At 70.0% G+C, this 22,453-nt stretch carries 18 protein-coding genes and 1 tRNA gene; 12 read left to right on the forward strand and 7 right to left on the reverse strand.

Features of this window, described 5'->3' with window-relative positions:
- Positions 1-590 precede the first annotated feature (590 nt).
- The 3 genes from MHY20_RS10305 (at position 591) to MHY20_RS10315 (ending at position 4,613) form a co-directional block, all read left to right on the forward strand.
- Positions 591-986 (forward strand): hypothetical protein, encoded by a 396-nt coding sequence (locus MHY20_RS10305; protein WP_239376601.1) that lies wholly within the window; start codon positions 591-593, stop codon positions 984-986.
- A 116-nt stretch (positions 987-1,102) separates the two neighbouring features.
- Positions 1,103-1,747, forward strand: coding sequence for a hypothetical protein (locus tag MHY20_RS10310; RefSeq protein ID WP_239376603.1), 645 nt, complete (start codon positions 1,103-1,105; stop codon positions 1,745-1,747).
- A gap of 253 nt (positions 1,748-2,000) precedes the next feature.
- The gene (locus tag MHY20_RS10315) at positions 2,001-4,613 is read left to right on the forward strand and encodes a lamin tail domain-containing protein (RefSeq protein WP_239376605.1); all 2,613 of its coding nucleotides are present in this window, start codon (positions 2,001-2,003) and stop codon (positions 4,611-4,613) included.
- A 327-nt stretch (positions 4,614-4,940) separates the two neighbouring features.
- Here the strand turns inward: MHY20_RS10315 and MHY20_RS10320 are convergent, their stop codons facing one another.
- On the reverse strand, positions 4,941-5,891 hold the full coding sequence (locus tag MHY20_RS10320) for a sugar-binding domain-containing protein (protein WP_239376606.1): 951 nt from the start codon (positions 5,889-5,891) through the stop codon (positions 4,941-4,943).
- A gap of 83 nt (positions 5,892-5,974) precedes the next feature.
- Positions 5,975-6,991 (reverse strand): DMT family transporter, encoded by a 1,017-nt coding sequence (locus MHY20_RS10325; protein WP_239376607.1) that lies wholly within the window; start codon positions 6,989-6,991, stop codon positions 5,975-5,977.
- Between the two features lie 71 nt (positions 6,992-7,062).
- Here MHY20_RS10325 and MHY20_RS10330 point away from each other — a divergent pair, with 71 nt between their 5' ends.
- From MHY20_RS10330 to MHY20_RS10340, 3 genes are all read left to right on the forward strand, one after another.
- Complete coding sequence (locus tag MHY20_RS10330) at positions 7,063-7,560, forward strand: NUDIX domain-containing protein (RefSeq protein WP_239376608.1); 498 nt, start codon at positions 7,063-7,065, stop codon at positions 7,558-7,560.
- Positions 7,560-7,976: a hypothetical protein gene (locus MHY20_RS10335; RefSeq protein WP_239376609.1), complete on the forward strand. Its 417-nt coding sequence runs from the start codon at positions 7,560-7,562 to the stop codon at positions 7,974-7,976. The genes MHY20_RS10330 and MHY20_RS10335 overlap by 1 nt, the downstream gene beginning before the upstream one ends.
- A gap of 138 nt (positions 7,977-8,114) precedes the next feature.
- Positions 8,115-8,936, forward strand: a complete 822-nt coding sequence (locus MHY20_RS10340) for a hypothetical protein (RefSeq protein WP_183376940.1) — start codon at positions 8,115-8,117, stop codon at positions 8,934-8,936.
- A 69-nt stretch (positions 8,937-9,005) separates the two neighbouring features.
- Here MHY20_RS10340 and MHY20_RS10345 read toward each other — a convergent pair.
- A tRNA-Ala gene (locus MHY20_RS10345) sits at positions 9,006-9,078 on the reverse strand.
- A gap of 168 nt (positions 9,079-9,246) precedes the next feature.
- Here MHY20_RS10345 and MHY20_RS10350 point away from each other — a divergent pair.
- From MHY20_RS10350 to dnaB, 4 genes are all read left to right on the forward strand, one after another.
- The gene (locus MHY20_RS10350) at positions 9,247-9,456 is read left to right on the forward strand and encodes a hypothetical protein (protein WP_239376610.1); all 210 of its coding nucleotides are present in this window, start codon (positions 9,247-9,249) and stop codon (positions 9,454-9,456) included.
- Positions 9,446-11,761, forward strand: coding sequence for a heavy metal translocating P-type ATPase (locus MHY20_RS10355; protein ID WP_239376611.1), 2,316 nt, complete (start codon positions 9,446-9,448; stop codon positions 11,759-11,761). The genes MHY20_RS10350 and MHY20_RS10355 overlap by 11 nt, the downstream gene beginning before the upstream one ends.
- Before the next feature lie 75 nt (positions 11,762-11,836).
- A complete protein-coding gene (locus tag MHY20_RS10360) occupies positions 11,837-13,240 on the forward strand; it encodes an aminotransferase class V-fold PLP-dependent enzyme (RefSeq protein WP_239376612.1) in 1,404 nt (467 codons plus the stop codon).
- Positions 13,241-13,278: 38 nt separating this feature from the next.
- On the forward strand, positions 13,279-14,637 hold the full coding sequence (dnaB, locus tag MHY20_RS10365; RefSeq protein WP_183377219.1) for a replicative DNA helicase: 1,359 nt from the start codon (positions 13,279-13,281) through the stop codon (positions 14,635-14,637).
- Positions 14,638-14,876: 239 nt separating this feature from the next.
- Here dnaB and MHY20_RS10370 read toward each other — a convergent pair whose 3' ends face one another.
- Complete coding sequence (locus MHY20_RS10370; RefSeq protein ID WP_343217755.1) at positions 14,877-16,130, reverse strand: Fic family protein; 1,254 nt, start codon at positions 16,128-16,130, stop codon at positions 14,877-14,879.
- Between the two features lie 299 nt (positions 16,131-16,429).
- On the opposite strand from MHY20_RS10370, the gene MHY20_RS10375 reads away from it, so the two are divergent.
- The gene (locus tag MHY20_RS10375; protein WP_239376613.1) at positions 16,430-18,202 is read left to right on the forward strand and encodes an ATP-binding cassette domain-containing protein; all 1,773 of its coding nucleotides are present in this window, start codon (positions 16,430-16,432) and stop codon (positions 18,200-18,202) included.
- A gap of 3 nt (positions 18,203-18,205) precedes the next feature.
- On the opposite strand, the gene MHY20_RS10380 is transcribed toward MHY20_RS10375, so the two are convergent.
- The 3 genes from MHY20_RS10380 to MHY20_RS10390 form a co-directional block, all read right to left on the reverse strand.
- Positions 18,206-19,495: a beta-propeller fold lactonase family protein gene (locus MHY20_RS10380; RefSeq protein ID WP_239376615.1), complete on the reverse strand. Its 1,290-nt coding sequence runs from the start codon at positions 19,493-19,495 to the stop codon at positions 18,206-18,208.
- Positions 19,496-19,612: 117 nt separating this feature from the next.
- Positions 19,613-20,239, reverse strand: a complete 627-nt coding sequence (locus MHY20_RS10385; protein ID WP_183377012.1) for a TetR/AcrR family transcriptional regulator — start codon at positions 20,237-20,239, stop codon at positions 19,613-19,615.
- An 85-nt stretch (positions 20,240-20,324) separates the two neighbouring features.
- Positions 20,325-21,248 (reverse strand): LysR family transcriptional regulator, encoded by a 924-nt coding sequence (locus MHY20_RS10390; RefSeq protein ID WP_183377013.1) that lies wholly within the window; start codon positions 21,246-21,248, stop codon positions 20,325-20,327.
- 85 nt (positions 21,249-21,333) lie between these two features.
- On the opposite strand from MHY20_RS10390, the gene MHY20_RS10395 reads away from it, so the two are divergent.
- Positions 21,334-22,329 carry an EamA family transporter gene (locus MHY20_RS10395; RefSeq protein WP_239376616.1) on the forward strand — a complete coding sequence of 332 codons (996 nt, stop codon included), beginning with the start codon at positions 21,334-21,336 and terminating at the stop codon, positions 22,327-22,329.
- Positions 22,330-22,453 lie beyond the last annotated feature (124 nt).

Below are 22,453 nucleotides of genomic sequence, written 5' to 3' on the forward strand. Positions count from 1 at the left end.
TCAACGCGTGTCTCTCGACCGGGCGGCAACACCCCCCGGACCATCAATGGCAGGGCAACAAAGCCATACCCGGCCGAGCGACCAGACCCCGTCCATCGGGGTGCTCACAAGGTAACGGGCGCGCTGGGATGCTGAGGGCGGTCATGCCGGCACTCGGAGCTGCGCCGGGGTGCAGTGGGCCGCCACGGCCGGTTCCGGGGGCTGCGCCCGGGCCGGGGCCGGGCGGTTAAAGAAGGGCCCGGGCTCGTCCCCACGAGCCCGGGCCATATCCCTTTCCCCCGCGTCACGGCTTTTCTGGATCAGTCCTCTCCTCAAACGACTGTCCGCTCGTAACGCGTTGAAACCATGAAAACCCATGGACCTTGGGCGGCGCTGATACTAGGCTCCCAATCTGCTGGGATTCGCGGCGGTTCCTGACAGCGCTCCCGTCGAACCTGAACAGACCCCCGCGAACCTGGACGCCAGCTTGGGAGAACGGCCTCCAGCACCACCCGGAATGTGAGGGACGCAACCGGTGATCGGCTTGTCGGATCGGGGCGAACCCGCCGCGTGAGCCGCGTGCGGCCGGTCCCCGCATGAGCGTGGAAGTCATGGCCACGACACATGCAGTGATTCTGGCGCGCGGCCTCGGCACCCGCATGCGCCGCGAGGACCCGTCGGCCGCCCTCACAGCCGAGCAGGCCGCGACCGCCGGCAGCGGTGTCACAGCGCTCATCGATGTGGGGCGGCCGTTTCTCGACTACGTCATCTCCGCACTCGCCGACGCCGGCGTCACCGACGTCTGCCTCATCATCGGCCCCGAGCACGACGCCCTGCGCGAGTACGTCCGCGCCACCAGCGGCGGCCGCTCCCTCGTGTGCGCCACCGACCTCGGTCTGACGATCCGCGCCAGCGCGACCGGGCCCGCCGCGCCTGCTGAGCCGGCCGCGCCGACGAAGCCCTCGGAGCCGACCGCGCCGACCGAGCCCGCCGACCCCGGGGCGTGAACTTCTCGGAAATTCGGCACCCGTCGGCCGCGCCGCTGAGATGCCGCAGACCCCTGCCGGTATCGTGAGCGGTGCCGGCACGCCGCCCGGTCACTCCCGCGAGAGAGGGACTTCCCATGACGTACACCGAGCCCGCCCAGATGCTTGACCTCTCCGCCGCCCGCCCCGCCTTCGAGCGCCTCACCGCGTTCGTGAAGGCCGCTGGCGCCGCAGAGAATGCCTCCACCGATTCCTCCGCCGCCACCGACTCCGCGTCCGCTGCCGGCACCGTGCCCGGCGCCGGCCCTCAGCTGATCGACCCGAACGAGACCGCCGCTCAGATCCCGCCCGTCCTGCAGCCCCTGGTGGACGAGTTCGCCGGGATCCATCTGGACGACGACTTCGAGGTCAACCTCGTCATCGATGAGCGCACCGACCTCGGTCCGTACACCCTGCTCGGCGACACCGACGAGTACTACCCCCTGTTCGAGACCGCCGACGAAGCGATCATCGTGACCATCGCGGACAACGGCAACGCCGGCGGCGTCTGGTACATCGACGAGGAGCTCGGCCTGCACCTGCTCGCGACCTCTCTTCCCGCCTATCTCGAGGCCGTGGGCAACGCGATCGCAGCGGTCGGCTCGGATTCCGGTGAGCGGGTGAAGATGCACCTGCTCAGCCACGCCGTGTCCACCGTGAACGTGCTGAACACCGTGGAGGACCTCGACGCCCGCGTCCAGTTCAGCGAGGACGGCCAGCAGGCGACGATCGTCAAGGGCTGAGGCCGGCGCGGTTCTCCGCGCCCAGCTCATCTGATCGAGGGCGACTTTTTTGCGCTTTGACTGCGGTCATTTCGCAAAAAAAGTCGCTTTCGTTTCGCGCGCCCTCGCCGGAACCGTCGGCCGCCCCCCAGCGGTGCCGTCGGCGACCGCGCCCTCGCCGTTCACCTCCGCGACACGTTCGGGTCGCCTTGCTCACGCACACTGGCCGACGGTTCTGTCCCCATCCCCCGCTTCGTGACGCGAAAGGTTCCCCATGCGGATCCCCACCCGTACGGCAGCGTTCGCCAGCTGCCTCGCACTGTCAGCCTTCGGGCTCCCCCTGGCCGCCACGGCCGCCCCCTCCTTCCCGGCCAGCATCGAGGCAGCCGCGACCCCGTCGGCCGACTCGCCGAGCATCATCATCAGCGAGATCGTCTACAACGGCCCCGAATCCGACGCTGTTGAGCTCCGGAACGTCGGCACCGAACCGGTGGATCTCACTGGCTGGTCCCTCCATGATGACAAGGACCGGCCCGGCCTCGGTGACCTCCACGGCACCCTTCAGCCCGGCGAATACCTCGTCCTCACGCAGGTCGACGACGCCGGCAACGGCGACTTCGACTTCGGCCTCGGCAAGGGCGACCGCGTCGAGATCCGCGACGCCGACGGCGCCGTCGTCGACTCCTACACGTACGACGCCACCGCCCCGCTCGGTGCCTGGGCCCGCTGCGGCGACGGCATCGGCGACTGGGCCCACGCCACCCGCGTCACCCTCGGCGGCGCCAACGACTGCACCGCCGACACCCCCGAGCCCAGCAGCGGGTCGATCGCCATCAACGAGATCGACTCCGCGCCCGCCGACTGGGTCGAGTTCGTCAACCCCGGCGACGAACCGCTCGACATCTCCGGGTACGAAATCCGCGACAACTCCGACGACCACCGGTGGCGCTTCCCCGACGGCACCGTCATCGAGCCCGGGCAGCACCTCGTGGTCGACGCCAAGAGCGACGGCCTCGTCTTCAACGACCAGACCGGCGCGTACGACGCCGGCACGTTCGAGACCGCCATCGGCATCGGCTCCGGCGACTCCATCCGCCTGTTCGACACCACCGGGAAGAAGATCGACTCCTTCTCCTGGCAGGGCCACGCCGCCATCGACGGCGACGAAGCCGCCGCCACGTTCGGCCGCAGCCCCGACGGCGTCGGCACCTTCGCCCTCACCGAAGCGACCCCCGGCGAAGCGAACATCCTGTCCCGTCCGCTCGTGACCATCAACGAGATCGAATCCAACGGCGACGCCACCGACTGGGTGGAGATCACCAACACCTCCAGCACCCCCGTGGACATCTCCGGCTGGACCGTGATGGACAACGACCCCGTCGGCCACGCCGCCGACGTCATTCCCGTGCCCGAGGGCACGGTGCTCCAGCCCGGCGAGATGTACGTGTTCGATACCGGCACCCACTTCGGGTTCGGTCTCGGCAAGAACGACCACGTGGAGCTGCGCAACCGCCTCGGCGCCCGAGTCGACATCATCGAGTGGGGCGACCACTCCGCCACCACCCTCGGCCGCTGCCCTGACGGCACCGGCGACGTCGTCGACACCGCCGCCGCCACCAAGGGCGCGCCGAACACCTGCGACGGCGACACGGGGGAGCAGCCGACGGGTCCCGGCACTGAGGACTGGCCCGGCGCCCAGGACCCGACCATCCTCGATGAGAAGGGCATGTTCCTCGAGGACTCCTCCGGCCTCGACTACCGCGACGGAGTCCTGTGGGCCATCGACAACGGCACCGGCACCATCTGGAAGCTGAACGCCGCCGCCGACGGCACCGTGTCCTTCGCCGACGGCTGGGCTGACGGCAAACGGGTCCGGTTCCAGCGCGACGCCTCGAACCCGTCGGCCGCCGGCCCCGACACCGAGGGCATCACCGCCGCCTCCGACGGGCTCCTCTACGCCGCGTCCGAGCGCGACAACGGCGACAAGGGAGTCAACCAGAACACGATTCTTCAGGTCGATCCGAATGCGGCCGGGCCCGACGTGGTCGCCTCCGCCGAATGGGACCTGACCGAGCTGCTGCCGCAGGTGTCCGCGAACACCGGCATCGAAGCGGTCGAGTTCGCTGACGGCGCCGGCCTTGAGGGCGCGTTCGTGGACCAGGCGACCGGCAGGCCGTTCACCATCGGCGCCTACCCGGACGCCGTGTCCGGCGGCGTGTTCTTCACCGCGCTGGAGGCCAACGGGCGCGTGTACGCGTTCGTGCTCCACCCGGACGGCACCGCCACCCTGGTCGCGGATCTCGCCACCGGCATCGACGGCGCGATGGCGCTCGACTACCGCGAGGGTGCCCGCACCCTGGTGGTCCACGCGGACGACGGCTTCGACGGCGTCACCACCCGCCTCGCCCTCACCGGCGGCGAGCCGGAGATCACGCATCTGGCCCGCCCGGCCGGCCTGCCGAACAGCAACCACGAGGGCATGGCGATCTCGGACGTGTGCGACGGCGATCAGCGCGCCGTCTGGTTCTTCGAGGACGGGGTGCCGACGGGGGCCCTGACCACCGTGATGGCGGACTGCGACGCGTTCGGTGCTGGCAACGAGGCGCCCGCGCCGGGCCAGCCTGGTGAGCCGGAGAAGCCTGAGCAGCCTGGTGAGCCGGAGCGGCCGGGCGACGCCTCGGGCAGCGCACCTGGCAAGGGCGGCGCCGACGCCCCGGGGACTGCGGGAGCCGGCTCGACCGGCTCGGCACAGCAGCCTGCGCAGGCTGCTTCGAGCGGTGTCCTGGCACGGACGGGCGCTGAGGTGGGTGGCCTGATCGCCGCTGCCGGCGGCGCCATCGGTCTGGGCATCGCCATGCGTGCCCGGAAGGTCCGCCTCAAGGACTGAGTGCTGACGGCGGCGCGGCGGCGTTTCCCCCAAGAGTCGCCGCTCGCGCCGTTACCGCTGACTGCCGTGGACACCGGCAATCGAAAGCGACTTTTTTGCAGTAAGACCCTGGTCGATCCGCAAAAAAGTCGCTTTCGTTGTCCCGGCCGGCCAAGCCCACCGCGGGGCGGACGCTGCGGCGCGATCACCGATCACAGAATTCGTCGGATGGTCGGAATTCAGGCGGAATAACGAACATCCGTCGAATTCTGCACTGGCGCGCCCCGGCCGGAGTGCCCCGGCAGGAGTGCCCCCGGGCGGAGTGCCCGGCTGCCGGCCTCGCCCGCCTCAGACCATCCCGAGCACGGCCTGCGCGAGCGCCACGTCCAGCACCACCACGTTCAGCAGGCCCGTATTCAGCGCGCCGAGCACGCCGGGCGCCTTCTCCGTGCCCGCAGCGAGGCCGACAGTGGTGGGGATGCGCCTGAGCTGGTCGAACGTCACGGAGATGACGCGTTCGCTGGTGGGTGGACCGATCTCGGCCCCGTCGGCGGTGAAGTAGCGGCCGCAGAGGTCGCCGACGGGCTGCTGCGCTTCGAACGCGGCGATTTCGTCGTCGGTGAGCTTCATGGCGCGCAGGATCTGGGTGGAGGAGTGCTTGCCCTTGGAGCCGATTCCGATGAGCGCCACGTCGACCCCGCCGGCGCGCTCCAGCACGGACGCGATCGACGACTCACCCATGAACGCGGAGTACGCCGTCGCGGACTCCAGAAGCGCCGGCGCGTACAGCGGCGTTGGCTTCGCGCCGAGGCGGGAGGCGAACACGCGCAGCAGGGTGTCGCCGGAGTCGAGGGTGTCGAGGCCGGACACCCCGCCGACGAGGGGGAGCACGTCGATGTTCTGCCGGGTGCCGCGCGGCTCCATGTGGGACACGAGGGTCTGCAGGGTGTGCCCCCAGGACAGGCCGAAGGACTGGGCGTCGAGGTGCTCCACGAGTTCGGCGCAGGAGCGGCCGACGGCGTCGATCGCGGGTTCGCCGGAGTCGGAGGCGACGATGGCGTCGTCGAGGTGGAAGCGTTCGATGAGGATGCGCTCCAGGTCGCCGACGCGTGCGGGGGCGGCCTCCGGGTCGGAGATGCGGATCGTGACGATGCCCTGGTCGCGGGCGCGCGCGAGGATGCGGGACACGTTGGAGCGGGAGATGCCGAGGGTGCGGGCGACGTCGGCCTGCGAGAAGTCCTCTTCGTAGTAGAGGCGCGCGGCGCGGACCAGCAGGGCGGTGTCGCGCGGTGCGGGCACGTCGGCTCCTTCGGTCGTCGGCGTCGGCGAGTCTTCAGCCTACTCCGTCGCCGCGGCCGACGGCTGCATGCGTTTCAGCGCGCTCAATCCCGATCAAGCGCGCTGAAACGCACGGAACGGGGCGAAGGCCGCCGCCGCGGCCACATCCCGGCGGTCAGCACAGCGGCCACGAGGGTGAGGGCGGCACCCAGCACGGTCGGGAGGGTGAGGGCCGACGGGTGCAGCGCAGCATCCAGCAGCAGCGACCCGATGATCTGGCCGGCCACGAGCGTCATGGAGAAGGTGAGGACGCCGAGGTGCTGCACCAGTGCGGCACTGACGCCGACCACGGCGATGCCGAGGACTCCGCCGGTGAACAGGAGCGGATCGGCGGGCGGCACCGTCGGCGGCCCGTTGACCACGATGTTGACGATGGCGGCGGCGGCGAGCAGAACGGTGCCGAGCAGGAAGTTCCAGTGGGTGGCGACGAGGAAATGACCGGCGTGGGCGGTGACCTGGCCGTTCGCAGCGGCCTGGTAGCCCATGAGCAGGCCCGCGGCGATGGGGGCGAGCAGCGGCAGCACGTGGATGCCTCCGGTGAAGCCGCCGGAGACGGAGATCGCGGCGGCGACCAGCATGAGGGCGGCGCCGCCGAGACGGTTGAGACTGACGGTGCGCGGCCCGGAGGGTCCGAAGCCGACCCGGTCCAGCACCATTCCGCTGATCGTCTGCCCCGCCACGACGCACACGAGGAACAGCGCTACACCCGTCAGTGCCACCACGAGGGACTGGCCGAGGACGTAGGCGACTCCGCCGATCGCGCCGAAGGCGTACAGCCAGGGGACGCGGCCGCGGGCGAGGTCGGTGAGGAGGTCGGCGGTGCGGCGGCGCAGGCGGGGCCGGGCGGCGATGACGGCGGTGACGACGATCAGGCCGACGCCGAAGGAGGTGAGTCCGGCCGCGAACCCGTCGGCCAGTGCGGTCCCGAGTTCGGCGTTGATGCGGGACTGGGCGGCGCCGACGACGCCTCCGGCGAACGCGGTGGCGAGCGCCCAGACGGGTGGGGCGTCGGGGCGGTGCGGGGCAGGTTGCGAAGTCTGTTCGCCCTGCTCTGCGGCCATGGGAGCCTCCCTTCCCTGACTGTTCGGACACTGTCCTGTGGGGCCGGCGGGGCGGTGGTAGCGTGACCGGCATGGAGCTGGATCCGGGGTATTCGAATGTTCGCACGGGCGTGCGCGCGCTCATCCAGGCCGATGGGCACATCCTGTTGGAGGAGTTCTCCGACCCGGTGACGGGCGGGCGCTTCTTCGCCGTTCCCGGCGGCGGTCTCGAGCACGGGGAGACCGTGCAGGACGGCGTGAGGCGCGAGTGCCTCGAGGAGATCGGCGTGCGGGTGCGGGTCCATGATCTCGCGGTGGTCTGTGAGGTCATTTCGGAGCGGCTCGGCCGCCAGGATGGGAAGCCGACGGGGTCGCGCTTCCACCAGATCAACCTGATGTTCTGGTGCGGCCTGGAGCAGGGGGAGAAGCCCGGCCTCGGGGAGCTGCCGGACTCGGAGCGCCAGACGGGGGCGGCGTGGCTGCCGATCGAGCGCCTGCACGAGTTCGATGTGCGCCCGCGGGTGATCGCGGCCTGGCTGCAGGCCGATGCGTCGGTTCGGCCCCGCCTGATCTCGGACACCGGCCGGTGATGAGCGCGTCGCAGTCGGCCGACTCGCGCGCGCAGTCACGGGAGAGTGCGCCCCGTCAGCTCACTGGCCCCGAGCGCGCCCTGCTGGAGGCGATGATCCTCCGTGCTGTTCCGGGCGGTGGTGAGGAGGGGCCGACGGGTGCCGACCGTGACCGGTGGCTGGGGATGCTGGATGCGTTCGTGGTGTCGGGGGAGTGCGGCTGCGGGCTGTGCCCGTCGATCGAGCTGGAACTGGAGCCGGCGCCCGATCACCCGAGCGGCGGCGAGAGGATCGTGCTGTCCGCCGATCTCGCGGACGGTTCCGCTCTTGTCCTGCTGTTCATCGATGGCGGTGTGCCGTCGTATCTGGAGGTTGCACCGTTCGGGGATGACCCCGTCGGCCTGCCCGCCTCGGAGCAGCTGACGATCGGTGAGTGACGCGGCCGAGCCGTCCTTCTCCTCCCGGGGGAGTGCCTGGTGCGTGAGGTGCGTGTGGCTCCGGCCGCCTTTGTGGGCAATCTGCCGACCACTTGGCTAACCTCAGGCTGTTCTTCACTTCTTGGAGGGCTGATGGTCATGTCGCGTTCATCTTCGGTGGCGGCGCCTCCCACCTCAGGCCCCGTCGGTCCCCAGGCCGCGGGGGTCGCCGGCGAAGCGCGCCGCCCCGCCCGGCCGCGCCGCCTCGGCAGCACCCGCCTGGCCGCTGTCCTCGCGGTCATCTCCGCGCTCGTGGTGACCGCGTCAGGGCTGCTGTATGTGCGGATGGTGCAGACGCAGTGGGCGGACACGGTGTGGCTGTGGCTGTTCCAGCGGTTCGATGTGGCTGGCGAGGCGAACGTTGCGGCCTGGTGGGCGGCGTCGCTCTGGATGCTGTTCGCCGTCACCGCGGTCGTGGTGGGGCTCGCCGCTGACCGCCGATCCTTCCTCTGGTACATCCTGGCGGCGATCGCGCTGTATGCGTCCGCGGATGAGGCCAGCATGCTGCACGAGGAGCTGTACCGGGTCGGTGGGAAGCTCAAGCTGCACATGCCGGAGGGGCTGCTGTCCTACAGCTGGGTGGCGGCCGGGATCATCGTGGTGCTGTTCGTGGCGCTCGTGATGCTGCCGCTGCTGTGGCATCTGCCCCGCTCCGTGGTGGTGGGCCTCGTGCTCTCCGGTGCGGTGTTCCTGCTGGGTGCCGTGGTGCTGGAGACCGTGGGCGGCCACATTGAGAAGCACTTCGGCCAGGTCACCTGGCATCTCATGCTGGCCATCCAGATCGAGGAGATGCTCGAATACCTCGGAGTGGTCGGCGCGATCTACTCGATCACCCGCATGGTGCGGGTGCGCCGCGGCGAGAACGGCCTGCGGGTGGACTTCCTCGGCTACCGCGGTGAGTACCCGCGCGAGCTGGCCTGAGCCGCGCGGTGCGCGGAACACAGCAGCGCCCGCCCCGCAGATGCGGAACGGGCGCTGCTGAATCCTCTGTGGAGCTAAGGGGAGTCGAACCCCTGACCTCGTCGATGCGAACGACGCGCTCTACCAGCTGAGCTATAGCCCCGAGTAGAAGCACCGTAGCACCCGGCCGGACTCCTCGGCATCTCAGCGGAACACGCGTGTGCACGACGCCATGGAATGTGACCTTCGCCCTTGTTTGATACCCCTGAGGGGTATAGCGTCGATGGTGTCACCGACTCGTGGCGCCCACGCGCGCCGGAAGGAGAAGCCCATGAGCACCCCAGCGCGACTCGGGATCTACGCGCTGATCCTCGCCGCCGTGTTCGCACTCTCCGCCCTCCTCGGCTCCTGGCTCATCCCCGACTCCGTGGTGGACGACTGGACGCACAGCACCCCGGCGACGGCCACGGACCCCGTCAAGTCGGCACCCGTCGGCCTCACCACCCCCAGCGCAGCGGAAGGAGCCCACCATGTCCGTTGACACTCCCCTCAGCAGCGGCACGAAGTTCGTTGAGCTCGCAGTCGGCGGCATGACCTGCGCGTCCTGCGCCAACCGCATCGAGAAGAAGCTCAACAAGGTCGAGGGCGCCAGCGCCACCGTCAACTACGCCACCGAGAAGGCGCGGATCGAAGTCCCGGAGGACATGGACCCGCAGGACCTCATCGCCGTGGTCGAGAAGACTGGCTACTCCGCGACCCTCCCGCAGCCGAAGGCCGCCCCCGCCAGCGCGGGGGAGGGGGCCGACGGCCCCCAGGCATCCGTCGGCGCCGCCGCCTCCGACCCCGTCGAGGCGCGGGAGGAAGCAGAGCTCGCCTCCCTTAAGCAGCGCCTCATCGGCTCCGCGGTCCTCGGCATCCCCGTGATCCTCATGGCGATGATCCCGGCGCTCCAGTTCGACTTCTGGGGGTTCGCTTCCCTTGTCCTCGCCGCACCTGTCGTGGTGTGGGCCGGCTGGCCGTTCCACCGCGCCACCTGGGCGAACCTCAAACAGGGCGCCGCCACCATGGACACCCTCATCTCCGTGGGCACCAGCGCCGCCCTCCTCTGGTCGATCGTAGCGCTGTTCTTCGGCACCGCCGGTGACCGCGGCACCCGCCACGAATTCGCGATCACCCTGTCGCACGGCAGCGGCCTGGACTCCATCTACCTGGAGGTCGCCGCCGGCGTCGTCTTCTTCCTGCTGCTCGGCCGCTACTTCGAGAAGCGGTCCAAGCGCCGCGCCGGTGACGCGATGCGCGCCCTCATGGAACTCGGCGCGAAGGACGTCACCGTTCTGCGCGACGGCCGCGAGCACACCATCCCGATCGAGCAGCTCACCGTGGGGGAGGAGTTCATCGTTCGCCCCGGTGAGAAGGTCGCAACCGACGGCGTCGTCACCTCCGGCACCTCCGCGATCGACGCCTCCATGCTCACCGGCGAATCCGTGCCCGTGGGGGTCGGCGAGGGCGACACCGTCACCGGTGCCACGGTGAACGCGGGCGGCCGACTCGTGGTGCGCGCGACCCGCGTCGGCTCCGACACGCAGCTCGCCCAGATGGCGCGCATGGTGGAGGAAGCCCAGTCCGGCAAGGCCGAGATCCAGCGCCTCGCCGACCGCGTCTCCGGCGTGTTCGTGCCCGTGGTGATCGCGATCGCCGTCGGCGTCCTCGGCTTCTGGATCGGCGCGGGCTTCCCCCTCGCCGCCGGATTCACCGCCGCAGTCGCCGTTCTCATCATCGCCTGCCCGTGCGCCCTCGGCCTCGCCACCCCCACGGCGCTGCTGGTCGGCACCGGCCGCGGCGCCCAGCTCGGCATCCTCATCAAGGGCCCCGAAATCCTCGAATCCACCCGGCAGGTCGACACGGTCGTGCTCGACAAGACCGGCACCGTCACCACCGGCACCATGACCCTCCACCAGGTCGCCGCGGCCGACGGAACCTCCCGCGACGAGGTCCTCGCCGCCGCCGGCGGCCTCGAGGCCTACAGTGAGCACCCCATCGCCCGCGCCATCGCCGACGGGGCCGCCGACCAGCTCGGCACCCTCCCCACCCCGAGCGACTTCGAGAACGTGGAGGGCAGGGGTGTGCGCGGAGTGATCGACGGGCGCGCCGTCGCCGTCGGCCGGGATGCCTTCCTGACCGACGAGGGCATGCGGATCCCCGCCGAGGTCGCCGACGCGAAGCAGGCGGCGGAAGCGGAGGGCCGCACCGCCGTCGTGGTCGGCTGGGACGGCTCCGCCCGCGGCGTCCTCGTGGTGTCCGACGAAATCAAGGACACCAGCGCCGACGCGATCGCCCAGTTCCGCAGTCTCGGCCTGCAGCCCGTGCTGCTCACCGGCGACAACCGCACGGTGGCCGAGCAGGTCGCTGCCGAGGTCGGCATCGACGAGGTCATCGCCGAGGTCCTCCCGCAGGACAAGGTCGATGTGGTCTCCCGCCTGCAGGGCGAGGGACGGGTCGTGGCGATGGTCGGCGACGGCGTCAACGACGCCCCCGCACTCGCGCAGGCCGATCTGGGCCTGGCCATGGGCACCGGCACCGATGTCGCGATCGAAGCCTCGGACATCACGCTGGTGCGCGGGGACCTGCGCGCCGCGGCCGACGCGATCCGCCTGTCCCGCCGCACCCTCGGCACGATCAGGACGAACCTCTTCTGGGCGTTCTTCTACAACGTGCTCGCGATCCCGGTGGCCGCGCTGGGGCTGCTGAACCCGATGCTGGCTGGCGCGGCGATGGCGCTGTCGAGCGTGCTCGTGGTGACGAACAGTCTGCGCCTGCGCGCCTTCCGCGCCGCCTCCACCGACTGACCGCCGCCCCGGCACTGATCCACACCCGCTGAAAACCGTGCCGCACTGTTCCGGTCCGTGAGACAATCGGCAACCGTGAGCAACTCGAACACTGACAAGTACCCGCGCCCGGTGTCCTCCGTGTGGGGCGATGAGACCGCCGCTGTCGACGCCGCCCAGAACTGGGCGCGCCGCCACACCGCGCTGGCGAACGACCCGAAGTCCACCGCCAGGCAGGCCGAATCCCTCGCCGCCGACGTCGGCGCCACCATCACCGAGGACGGCATCGGCCACGCCGAAGCGATGCGCATCTTCGACGAAGTGCTCCACCCCGCCACCCGCTCCGCCGACGACCCGATGAACCTCGCCTACATCCCCGGCGCTCCCACCCGCGCTTCCGTCGCGTTCGACTTCGTGGTGTCCGCCGCGAACGTCTTCGGCGGCATCTGGGAAGGCGGCGCCGGCGCCATCTTCGCCGAGAACCAGGTCCTCGACTGGCTGATGGACCTCGCCGGCTGGCCCGACGGCGGCGCCGGCTGCTTCGTCGCGGGCGGCACCGCCGGCAACCTGTCCGCGCTCGCCACCGCCCGGCAGCGTGCGAAGACCAGGTGGGAGGCCGACGGGCGCTACCCGAACGGCCGGCCGCCGGAGGGCTTCGCCATCGCCTGCGCCACCAGCGCCCACTCCTCCATCCGCTCCAACGCGTCCCTGCTCGACTGCGAAGTCGTCACCGTGGAGCTCAACGAGCAGGGCCGGCTGTCCGGCGACAACCTCGCCCCTGTGCTCGATGAGCACCCGAACGTGTTCGCCGTCGTCGCCTCCAGCGGCACCACCAACGCCGGCATCGTCGATGACCTCGCATCCATCGTGAGGGTCGCGCACGAGCGCGGCCTCTGGGTGCACATGGACGGGGCGTACGGCGCAGCGGCGCTCGCGGCCCCGTCGGTGCGTCACCGCTTCGAGGGGATCGAGGAGGTCGACTCCTTCATCGTGGACCCCCACAAGTGGCTGTTCGCGCCCTACGACTGCTGCGCGCTGCTGTACCGCGACCCCACGTTCGCGTACCAGGCACACGCCCAGCACGCCGAGTACCTCGACCAGATCGTGCGGACGGACGTCAACCCGTCGGACCTCGCGGCGCATCTGTCGCGCCGCACCCGCGGGCTGCCGCTCTGGTATTCGCTCGCCACGCACGGCACCGCGAAGTACACGGCCGCGATCGAGCGGACGCTGGAGATCTGCCGCGAGGTGACCGACGGGATCCGCGCCGCCGACCACCTCGAGGTGGTGGTGGAGCCGCAGCTGTCCGTGGTGGTGTTCCGCCGCGTCGGCTGGGGCCCGGAGCAGTACACCGCCTGGTCGGAGCGACTTGCTCACGACGGGCTGATGCTGTGTGTGCCCACGAAGCACGAAGGTGAGACACTCCTTCGGCTCGTGTTCACCAACCCGGATACGGACCCGGGGCGCGTTCTTGAGCTGCTGAACACGACAATGGACTGACGCGCCGCGACGGCGCACCGGCGGGGGAGGATGCATCGATGAGCACGAACCAGGTGTACGAGCCCGGCAGCGACCCGGGCATGGACCGCCTGCCGCCGCAGGACCTCGAAGCGGAGCGCGGTGTCCTCGGCGGCATGATGCTGTCCAAGGACGCGATCGCGGACGTGGTGGAGCGGGTGCGCTCGGGCGACTTCTACCGCCCCGCGCACGAGCTCATCTACGAAGCGATCATCGACCTGTACGGCCGCGGCGAACCGGCGGACCTCCTCACCGTGTCCGATGAGCTCTCCAAGCGCGGCGAACTGCAGCGCATCGGCGGCTCCGCGTACCTTGCGGACCTCATCGACATGGTTCCCACCGCCGCGAACGCCGGCTACTACGCCGACATCGTCGCGGAGCGCTCCACCCTGCGGAAGCTGGTGGAGGCCGGCACCCGCATCGTGCAGCTCGGCTACGCCACCGAGGGCGGCGAGGTCGACGCGGTCGTCAACGAAGCGCAGGCGCAGATCTACGCGGTGACCGAGCGCGGCGCCTCCGAGGACTTCGTACCGCTGGCGGAGACCATTGAGGAAACGGTGGACACGATCGAGGCGGTGCAGGGCCGCGGCGGTGAAGTGTCCGGCATCCCCACGGGGTTCCAGCAGTTCGATGAGCTCACCCAGGGTCTGCACGGCGGCCAGATGATCATCTTCGCCGGCCGACCCGCGATGGGTAAGACCACGCTCGGCATGGATGTGCTGCGCTCCGCCTCCATCCACAACGGGAAGACCTCCGTCATCTTCTCCCTGGAGATGGACCGCACGGAGATCACGATGCGTCTGCTGAGTGCGGAGGCGCAGGTGCCGATGAGCCGCATGCGCGACGGCACGATGGATGACCGGGACTGGCAGAACCTCGCCCGCGCCATGGGCCGCATCTCGGACGCGCCCCTGTTCATGGACGATTCGGCGAACATGACGCTGATGGAGATCCGCGCGAAGTGCCGCCGACTGAAGCAGAAGCACGATCTGCAGCTCGTGGTGATCGACTACCTGCAGCTGATGAGCTCCGGCAAGCGGGTGGAGTCCCGTCAGCAGGAGGTGTCGGAGTTCTCCCGTGCCCTCAAGCTCCTCGCGAAGGAGATCGAGGTGCCGGTGATCGCGATCTCGCAGCTGAACCGCGGCAGCGAACAGCGCACGGACAAGACCCCGATGATGAGCGACCTGCGCGAGTCCGGGTCGATCGAGCAGGACGCGGACCTGATCGTGCTGATCCACCGCGAGGACTACTACGAGAAGGAGTCGCCGCGCGCCGGCGAGGCGGACCTGATCGTGGCGAAGCACCGCAACGGCGCCACCGCGACGATCCCGGTGGCGTTCGAGGGGCACTATTCGCGGTTCAAGGACATGGCGCAGTAGGCGCCAGCGCGGTGTTCGTACACCTCCGCCTGCGGCCCTCTACCAATGTCGGCCTCTGGTGCGGCCCTTCTTCAGTGCCTCTACCTGCGGAAACGTAGGATCGCGTCTACATCCTCGAAAGGCCTCGTATATTTTTGGTATGAATGATCGCCTGGAGATCCGGGTGCCGGCGATCCCCGTCAACTCCCCTTGGGCGGCGCGTCGAAGCGCCTAGCTGAATGCGCAACAGGCGGCGGCGCTCACCGCCCCTCGGGCGGCAGGGCAGGCACCTTCCAGCTCGGGGGCGAGACCGCGGTATCGAACGCGGGGCTGGCAAGGGCGCGCTCGCGCACGGTGATCAGGTTCAGGACATCAGGCGACATGTAGGCCCGGTTCCCCCGCCCAATGGAGACGGTGGACAGGATGCCGTACTCAGCGAGCTCGCTCAGGGCGCTCGCGGCGCCCGACAGGGACGTGCCGTGCATGCGGACCACAGTCGCGGGCGTCAGGATTGGGGTCCCGGGGAGGCCCTCGAGCACCATCAGCACCGCTGATGTGCGCCTCGGTGCCCGGACCCGGCCCGCGCGGCGTCGCCCCTCTTCGAGCATGCTCTGCCACTCGTTGCGCAACTGGGTGAGTTCGCGCTCCAGCACCAGCGCCTGCTCAGCTGCGTGGCCGACAGCATCAGCGAACACAGTGACCCACCGATTGATCCCCGCAACACCTTCCGGTGAATCGGGCTCGCCCTCGAAGCGGAACGCCGTCAGTCCCGCCACGTACTCGTCCCGCCGGGTGGCGAGGATCAGACTGACGGGCAGAACCGCATCCGGGGTGAGTCCACGCCGGGTCAGCACCGTGTGGATCAGGGCTCGCCCTACGCGCCCATTCCCATCAGGGAAGGGATGGATGGTCTCGAACTGGGCGTGCGCCAGTGCGGCCTGGATGATCGGGGAGTGTGCCGCCCCCGAAAGATAGTCGGTGAGGTCCCGCATCAGGTCGTCGAGAAGCGCAGCGGGTGGGGGGACATGTGCGGCCTCCAGCGGGTGGTAGCTCGAACCACCCACCCAGTTCTGCTGAATGCGCACGCCCTGGAGGTCGGGCCGCTCCTGGACAAGCGCGATCTGCAGCTCCTCGAGGTCGCCTGGTGTCAGTTGGTCGACCGAAGCGAGCGCCTGGGTCGCGGTTCGCACGATCGTCATGTTCCGGGCCACCTGCTGCGCGGCTTCCGACAGGCCCAGGACGGGCTCGTCGGACTCGGACAGTTCAGCCAGGGCGATGTTCTTCGGGTTCGGGGCGATGCCTTCGATGAAGGACGACGCGATCGCCTCTGACCTCAACAAGAACCGCGAGACCAGAGCGAGGTCGTGCATGCGGGCACCGCCGAGGCGCTGGACGGCGCGTTCAGCTCGCGCCACGGCCTGTCCGGTCTCGGCACTGACTCGGAGTGGAAGCCCTTGCAGCGGATCCGGGATGTATGCGAAGAATTCGCCGGACCGGCGCTCGCGGCGCGGCACTCCCGACTCGTAGCGGTTCTCCCAGAAGAGAGCTGTTCGCCTGCCCACCCCGCACCTCCATCAACGCCCTGCTGAAATCGGGGGACTCCGCGTCCGAGATAATCACTAACCTGGAGCGCCCGCCCTTCCGGCTCCAGGATAACTCTTATCCTGGAGCCGGTGGATCGACGTAATTCAGTGGACGCGCCCCGGCCCGATCCGTACGGTGGACGCATGAGCCTGTGAGTGATCCCGTCCCCGTCCTGCGCCCGTGAGCGCCCCGAGCGCCCGGCAGGACTCCCACCCGCCGCCGCACCGGCATGCGCGCACGTCTGCGCGTCGTCGACGGCTCGGCGGCGCCGACCACCAGGATCACCATGCGCCACCAGCACGCACTTCACCACGCTCATCAGCACCCGTCGGCCTTCACCTCCGGATCACACCTGCGGGCCGACGGGATCTCGTTCTCCTACCCGGACCGCCGCGTCCTCGCGGATGTCTCCTTCTCCGTCCCCGCCGGGGAACGGATCGGCCTGATCGGCGAGAACGGCGCCGGCAAGACCACCCTGCTGCGCATCCTCGCCGGTGAACTTCACCCCGATGCAGGAAGAGTGGAGCTCATCGCCGCCCACGGCACCCACCCCCGCACTGGTCTGCTCCCGCAGGAACCGCACCTGGATCCGCATCTCACCGTCGGTGCGGCGCTCGACGACGCCACCTCCGAGGTCCGCGCCGCCGCCGAATCCGTCGGCCGCCTCGGCGACCGGCTCGCGGCCGACCCCGACGACCCCGCCGCCGCACAGGCCCTCGCCGCCGCCGTGGACACCGCCGACCGCCTCGGCGCGTGGGACGTGAGCGCACGGGTCGGAACCATGATGGACGGGGTGGGGCTCGGCGGGGTCGACAGGTCGCGGAGCACCGTCACCCTCTCCGGCGGCCAGCGGGCCCGCCTCGGCCTCGCCTGTCTCCTGCTGCAGGCGCCGGACCTGCTGCTGCTCGATGAACCCACGAACCACCTCGACGACGATGCGGCCGCGTTCGTCGCCGGAGTCCTCGCGGCGCACCCCGGCCCCATCGTGATGTCCAGCCACGACCGCGCCTTCCTCGACGACACCGTCACGGCTCTGCTCGACCTCGATCCCGGTCCCGTCGCCATGGCGGCAGTGCGCGACCAGGGCGGGGACGCCGACGCCGCGATCGGCGCCACCCGCTTCACCGGAACGTTCACCGACTACCGCGCGGCGCAGGCCGATGCGCGCCGGCGATGGCAGCAGCAGTACGAGGACGAGCAGGAGGAGCTGCGGCGACTGCGGCGCCGGGTCCGTGACGACCAGCAGGTGGGGCACACCGACTGGACCCCGCGCAGCGAGACCCGGATTGCGAAGAAGTTCTACGCCGACCGCAACGCCGTCGTGGTGTCCCGACGGGTCAAGGACGCCCGCCGGCGCCTCGACGACCTGGAAGAGAACCAGGTCCGGCGACCTGCCGATGAGCTGCAGTTCGCGGGGATGCCCCCGGGTCGGACGCTGAGCGGCGCGGTCGTCTCAGCGGCTCAAGCTGCTGTTTCGGGCCGGTTGCAGCCGACCTCGTTCACCCTGTCCGCCGGGGAGAAGCTCCTGGTCACAGGCCCGAATGGAGCCGGGAAGTCAACCCTGCTCCAGGTCATCGCCGGTCGTCTCGCACCGACGAGCGGCACCCTGACCCTGCTGAACGGCGCCTCCGTCGGCCTCCTCACCCAGGAGACCGCCCCCGCGGAATCCCACCGCCGAGTCGTCGACTCCTATGCCGACGCCGTGGGGGAGGAGCGGGCCGAGCGGATGCCGCTGGCGCGGTTCGGGCTGATCCGGCCGCGGGACCTCACCCGAGAGGTCGGGGCGCTGAGCGTGGGGCAGCGCCGACGCCTCGACCTCGCCGTGCTGCTCGCGGACCCGCCGGACGTTCTGCTGCTGGACGAGCCGACCAACCACCTGTCCCTGGACCTGGTGACGGCGCTGGAGGATGCGATCTCGGAAGCCGACGGGTGCATCATCGTGGCATCGCACGACCGGTGGCTGCGCCGCCGATGGCAGGGCAGGACCCTCGCGCTGGCGTGACGGTCAGCGGCCGCCGTCAGAAGCTGGTGCATCGGAGGCGCGGTCCCCGTCGGCCTCCTCGGTCTCCTCGGTCTCCTCTGCGCTGAGCGTGTCGTCGAAGACGTCCACGCTGCCGGCGTAGTTCGCGACCCAGACGGTGCCGGTGGTCTGCTCGTACGCAACGCCGATCGGGCGGGTGCCCACCGGTTCGCGCTGCAGCTCCTCGAGGGTCGCCGCGTCGAACTTCGAGACCGTGTTCTCGTAGTAGTTCACGACGTACAGGGCGGTGCCGTCGGCCGAGATCGTCATGGAGCGCGGCTCCCGGCTCGTGCGGGTCTCGTCCACCACTTCGCCGGTGGCGGGATCCAGCGCCAGCAGGCGGTCCGCGCCGGAGAGCGTCAGGTACATGCGCGAGCCGTCCGGGGAGAGGGTGAGGTGGCGCGGTTTGCGGCCGGTCTTCATCACGAACTCGCTGGTGCCTGATTCGATGTCGAGCCGGTACAGCTCGTCGGCGTACATCGCGGTTGCGTATGCGGTGCGGTTGTCCGGCAGGATCACGATGCCGCGCGGCGCTGCATCCACGGGGATCTGCGCAGTCTCCTCACCCCGTTCGAGGTCCACCACAGAGATGGTGGAGTCGCACCAGTTGGAGACGAGCGCGGTGCGGCCATCGGGGGAGATCTCCACGTACTTCGGGACCCGGCCCACCTCGATCGCCTGATCCCAGGCGTGCTTCTCGGTGTCGTAGCGCAGGAGCACGGAGTTGCGGATCTGCTCGCGGTCCAGGCACTTGTCGTTGCCTGCACGGCCGGCGCCCTCACCGTAGAGGGTGTACTGCGAGACGTACGCGTAGCGCCCGTCGGCCGTCCACGCGGACTCCACCGGCGCGCCCTTGGTGATGCCGGGGAAGCCGTCCACGCCGAGCTCGGTGAGGTCCACGGAGTCCGAGAGGTCCCGGCTGGTGCGGGTCTCGGCGTCGAACACGGTGATGGAGTGGCTGTACATCATGTTCGAGGCCAGCAGTGTGCCGTGCCGGTTGGAAGTGATGGACTTCGGCGTGATGTCGCCGAACAGGCGCTCCCGCTCACCCATGCGCGTGGTGGCCGCCGGCTCATCCGGCATGACCGGTAGAGGGTCCGCGGCAGAGTCGAGACCATCGGTGCTGTCAGCGGCAGCCGGCGCCTCCGGCGACTTCGTCGGCGAAGGCGCCCACGGCTGAATGATCGCCAGTGCGATGACCGCGGCGACGGTCAGGATTCCGAGAAGAGCAGCGGGAAGTCGGAATCGACCTCGGTGCTGCGACGAGTCGGTCATCGGTGCAGTGCCCCCTCGTGCCCGTGAACCGGTGATGGACTCCGCTCACGGTAACAACGGGGAGGCCGGAGAATGCGCGTGACTGCGCTTTGTTGCCGAACTGTTGCCCAGCGACGGTCAGTCCTCTTCGAGGATGAAGCGGGACAGGCCGGTGCGCAGAAGGGTGCGCATCTCACCGGGGGAGGGCTCCGTGTTGAGGAACTCCACGGTCAGACCGTTGACCATGGCGGAGATGAGGCGGGACCCGCACACGGGGTCGAGCCCGGGGGCGAGCGTGCCGTTGCGCTCCGCGCGCTGCAGGGACAGCTCGACGCGCCGACGAGCGATCTCCACCGCCTCCGTATGCAGCGGCGCCAGCCAATCGCGTGTGGACGACGCCGCCGAATACGCGATCCACGCGGCGAGGTCCTCGCGCTGCACCGGACCGATCGGCAGCACTTCGGACAGCTTCAGCGTCATCGAATCCAACAGCAGCGGCTGGCTCGGGTGCTCATCGGCGCGGTCGCCGCACCGCTGCACCGTGCGGACCAGGGCCGCGATGAGGATCTCCTGCCGCGTGCCGAAGTGGTACTGGACGCTGCCCGCGGAGAAGCCGGACGCCTTGGCGACGGTGCGCACACTGACCACATCGAAGCCCTGCTCCGCGATCACGCGGATGGTGGCGTCAGCGATCTCGCGCTGAGCGTCGGTGAAGGTCTGCGCGAAGGGCTGGCCGGGCTTGCGGCTGACTGTTCTGTGTTCCATTTCATCCCACCATAGGCTCCCAACCGGCAGGAAGGGCGGAATGTTCAACAATCGGGCAGAGGAGTCCGAGGTGCGGGAGTCGAGCTCACTGCGCAGCCCCGTCGGCCACCGCCCTCTCCACCTCCCAGCCGGCCTCCACCAGGACGTCCAGCACCCGTCGGACCGCCGGCGAACTCGCATGCTCCGCCCGGGTGAGCGCGTAGATCTGCCGCGTGGGCTGGAACTCCGCGAGCCGCAGCGTGCGCACCTTGTCCGCCGCCACCGTGAACCGCGAGACCAGACCGATGCCGTGCCCGGTGGCGATCAGCGCCTCGATCGTGCGCAGATCAGGCAGGCGCGCCACCACCGTCAGCGGCTGCTCCATCAGCCGCTCCAGGCGAGTGAACGCATGCTCGAATGGGAAGTCGTGCGGCACGCTGATCCAGGATTCGTCCGCGAGTTCGGCGGCGCTGACCTCATCGCGCTCGGCGAGCGGATGATCGGGCGCGACCGCCACATCGAGCGGCTCCGTCAGCAGCAGCTGGGTGCTGCTCGACGGGCTCATCCACGCCCCCGCTCCGGACACGTTGTGCGCCAGCACGATGTCGAAGTCGGGCACGAGGCGGGCGAACTCCGACTCCTGCGCATCGAGGATCACCGGGTCGATCAGCAGGGACGGGGTGCGTTCGCGCAGCATCGACATCGCGCCCGGCAGCAGCAGCTCCGCGCTGCTGGGGAACATGGCGATGCGGACCGTGCCGGCCACGCCGAGCACGTGCTCATCGGCGACGGCGCGGGCGCGGGCGAGGGCGGTGCGGATCTCGACCGCGGTGTCGGCGAGAGCGGCGCCGAGGGCGGTGAGCTCCAGGCCGCGGCCGCGCGGCTCCACCAGGGGCGCCCCGGCCTCCTTCTCCAGCGCTTTGAGCTGCTGGGAGACGGCCGACGGGGTCAGGTGGAGAGCGGTAGCGGTCGCCGTGATGGATCGACGTTCGGCGAATTCGCTGAGCAGAACGAGGCGGCGGGGATCCATGCCCCTCATTCTAAAGCTCAGCTTCACAGTCGGTGCAGAAGTTCGTGCTTGTGCTGAACGGATTCGGCGCGGTCTCATAGAGCTCATGCGTCTGTTCCACCAGCTCATCGGGGCCCTCTGCATTCTTCTGTGGGGCCTGCAGTTCATTGTCGCCGACGCCGCGATGGCCCACATCAGCCCGATCCTCCTGGTGGCGCTGCGGTTCATCCCCGTGGCGATCATCGCGGTCCTGTTCGTGCCGCGGCCCGCCGTGAAGTGGCGGTGGATTCTGCTGTACGGCACGCTCATGGGCTCCCTGGAGTTCGGGTTCCTGTTCGCGGCGATGCGCACCGGCCTGCCGACGGGCCTGAGCTCCCTGATCATGCAGGTGTCCGCCCCGTTCACCGTGATCCTCGGTGTCCTGCTGCTGCGCCAGCGCCCCTCCCGGCAGGTTCTGATCGGCCTGGTGCTGTGCCTCATCGGCCTCGGCGGAGCCAGCGTGCAGCGCGCGGAGGCAACCTCCCTGCTGCCGGTGCTGCTGTGCATCCTCGCCGGCCTCGCCTGGGCGTTCGGCAACATCACCGCTGCCCATATCCGCAGTGACCGTCCGTTCGCGCTCGCCATGTGGATGTCGATCGCGGTGCCGATCCCGATGCTGATCGCCGCGGTTGTGGTGGACGGCCCGGCTGTCACCGCGGCCGGTCTCGCCTCCTTCGTGGGGCCGGAAGCGCTGACGATGTGGCTGGCGCTCGGCTTCCTGTCCCTGCTGTCATCAGCGATCGCGACCGGTATCTGGACGATGCTCATGTCCACCTACCCCGCGAGCCAGGTGGCGCCCCTCGCGACTCTCGTGCCGGTGGTCGGCATGGTCGCCGGCCACGTGGTGGCGGGTGAGGAGCTGACTGCGGCGACGATCGTGGCCGGCTGTGTGATGGTGGCCGGTCTGCTGCTGGTGACGATGCGGCCCCGCCCGTTCCCGTGGCCCAGCGCGCTGCCGTGGCCTCGCGCGTTCGGGCGGCTCAGCCGGTTCGGGCGGCTCGGGCGCGCGCGCCGGACGCGTGTCTCGACCGCGCCGATCCCCGTGGTCGCCGACAGCCTCTGACGCCGGCGCGCGCTGCCGGTTGCGCCGCCTGCGCCGTCTGACACCGGCGCGCTCTGACCCCCGCCCTCTGGCGCCGGTGCCGTTTGCCGCCGCCAACTGCGGCCCCGGCGACCCGCCTTGGCCC

It is taken from the genome of Helcobacillus sp. ACRRO, from assembly GCF_022347125.1.
GTDB lineage: Bacteria > Actinomycetota > Actinomycetes > Actinomycetales > Dermabacteraceae > Helcobacillus > Helcobacillus massiliensis.

Bases quoted from the DNA above. Each gene is read 5' to 3' on its own strand.
- MHY20_RS10395 (WP_239376616.1), top strand. From the start codon at position 21,334: ATGCGTCTGTTCCACCAGCTCATCGGGGCCCTCTGCATTCTTCTGTGG.
- MHY20_RS10325 (WP_239376607.1), bottom strand. From the start codon at position 6,991: ATGGCCGCAGAGCAGGGCGAACAGACTTCGCAACCTGCCCCGCACCGC.
- MHY20_RS10315 (WP_239376605.1), top strand. From the start codon at position 2,001: ATGCGGATCCCCACCCGTACGGCAGCGTTCGCCAGCTGCCTCGCACTG.
- MHY20_RS10305 (WP_239376601.1), top strand. From the start codon at position 591: ATGGCCACGACACATGCAGTGATTCTGGCGCGCGGCCTCGGCACCCGC.
- MHY20_RS10310 (WP_239376603.1), top strand. From the start codon at position 1,103: ATGACGTACACCGAGCCCGCCCAGATGCTTGACCTCTCCGCCGCCCGC.
- MHY20_RS10340 (WP_183376940.1), top strand. From the start codon at position 8,115: ATGTCGCGTTCATCTTCGGTGGCGGCGCCTCCCACCTCAGGCCCCGTC.
- MHY20_RS10380 (WP_239376615.1), bottom strand. From the start codon at position 19,495: ATGACCGACTCGTCGCAGCACCGAGGTCGATTCCGACTTCCCGCTGCT.
- MHY20_RS10375 (WP_239376613.1), top strand. From the start codon at position 16,430: ATGCGCGCACGTCTGCGCGTCGTCGACGGCTCGGCGGCGCCGACCACC.
- MHY20_RS10350 (WP_239376610.1), top strand. From the start codon at position 9,247: ATGAGCACCCCAGCGCGACTCGGGATCTACGCGCTGATCCTCGCCGCC.
- MHY20_RS10390 (WP_183377013.1), bottom strand. From the start codon at position 21,248: ATGGATCCCCGCCGCCTCGTTCTGCTCAGCGAATTCGCCGAACGTCGA.
- MHY20_RS10355 (WP_239376611.1), top strand. From the start codon at position 9,446: ATGTCCGTTGACACTCCCCTCAGCAGCGGCACGAAGTTCGTTGAGCTC.
- MHY20_RS10330 (WP_239376608.1), top strand. From the start codon at position 7,063: ATGGAGCTGGATCCGGGGTATTCGAATGTTCGCACGGGCGTGCGCGCG.
- MHY20_RS10335 (WP_239376609.1), top strand. From the start codon at position 7,560: ATGAGCGCGTCGCAGTCGGCCGACTCGCGCGCGCAGTCACGGGAGAGT.
- MHY20_RS10385 (WP_183377012.1), bottom strand. From the start codon at position 20,239: ATGGAACACAGAACAGTCAGCCGCAAGCCCGGCCAGCCCTTCGCGCAG.
- dnaB (WP_183377219.1), top strand. From the start codon at position 13,279: ATGAGCACGAACCAGGTGTACGAGCCCGGCAGCGACCCGGGCATGGAC.